The 608-nt window shown below is 69.1% G+C and carries 1 protein-coding gene; it reads right to left on the bottom strand.

The genetic code is table 11. The features are described 5' to 3' along the window. Window positions 1-608, bottom strand: a 608-nt coding sequence (locus F6Q13_RS19610; protein WP_293060046.1) for a phosphoribosyltransferase, incomplete at both ends; no start/stop codon positions are given.

The following is a 608-nucleotide window of genomic DNA, read 5'->3' as shown; positions in this document are numbered from 1 at the left end:
CACCGCGCAGAAGCCCTTCTCTTCGATCAGCCACTTGGTGATCTCGGCCCGGGCCCGGTAGAACTCCTCGGTGCCGTGCGAGCTCTCGCCGATCAGGACGATTGTGGCGTCGCCGATCAACTCCGACAACACCTCGCGCGGCGGCACACCCCCGGGCGCGTCGACAGCGACCCGCCGGATGATCTCGGCGGCACTTTCTTGCCGGACTCCGACCAGCGCCGGGCCGGTCGTCGGGGCGGCGAGCAGATCCCGGACTTCCCGATCGCTGACTTGACGGAAGTCCCAGTAGGATTCGCCGACCGCGAGGAAAGGGGTCGGCATGCTGGCGCAGACCATCTCGTCGACGAGCCCGGCGAAGGCCCGACAGGTGGACTCGGGTGCCGCCGGCACTGCGATCACGATCTGCGCGGGTTCAGCTTCGCGCAGTGCCTGGACCGCCGCGAACATGCTGGCGCCGGTGGCCAGCCCGTCGTCGACCAAGATGACGATCTTGCCGGTGACATCGACTGGCGGGCGACCATCCCGATAGGCGGCCTCGCGTCTGGCCAGTTCGCGCCCTTCGCGTTCCGCGATCTCGCGCAGCTGCGCAGGGGTGATCCGCAGGCCCC

The sequence above is a fragment of the Mycobacterium sp. genome (assembly GCF_008709575.1).
Classification (GTDB): domain Bacteria; phylum Actinomycetota; class Actinomycetes; order Mycobacteriales; family Mycobacteriaceae; genus Mycobacterium.
Note: the sequence above shows the minus strand (reverse complement) of the source record. Positions and strands in the feature narration are given on the sequence as shown.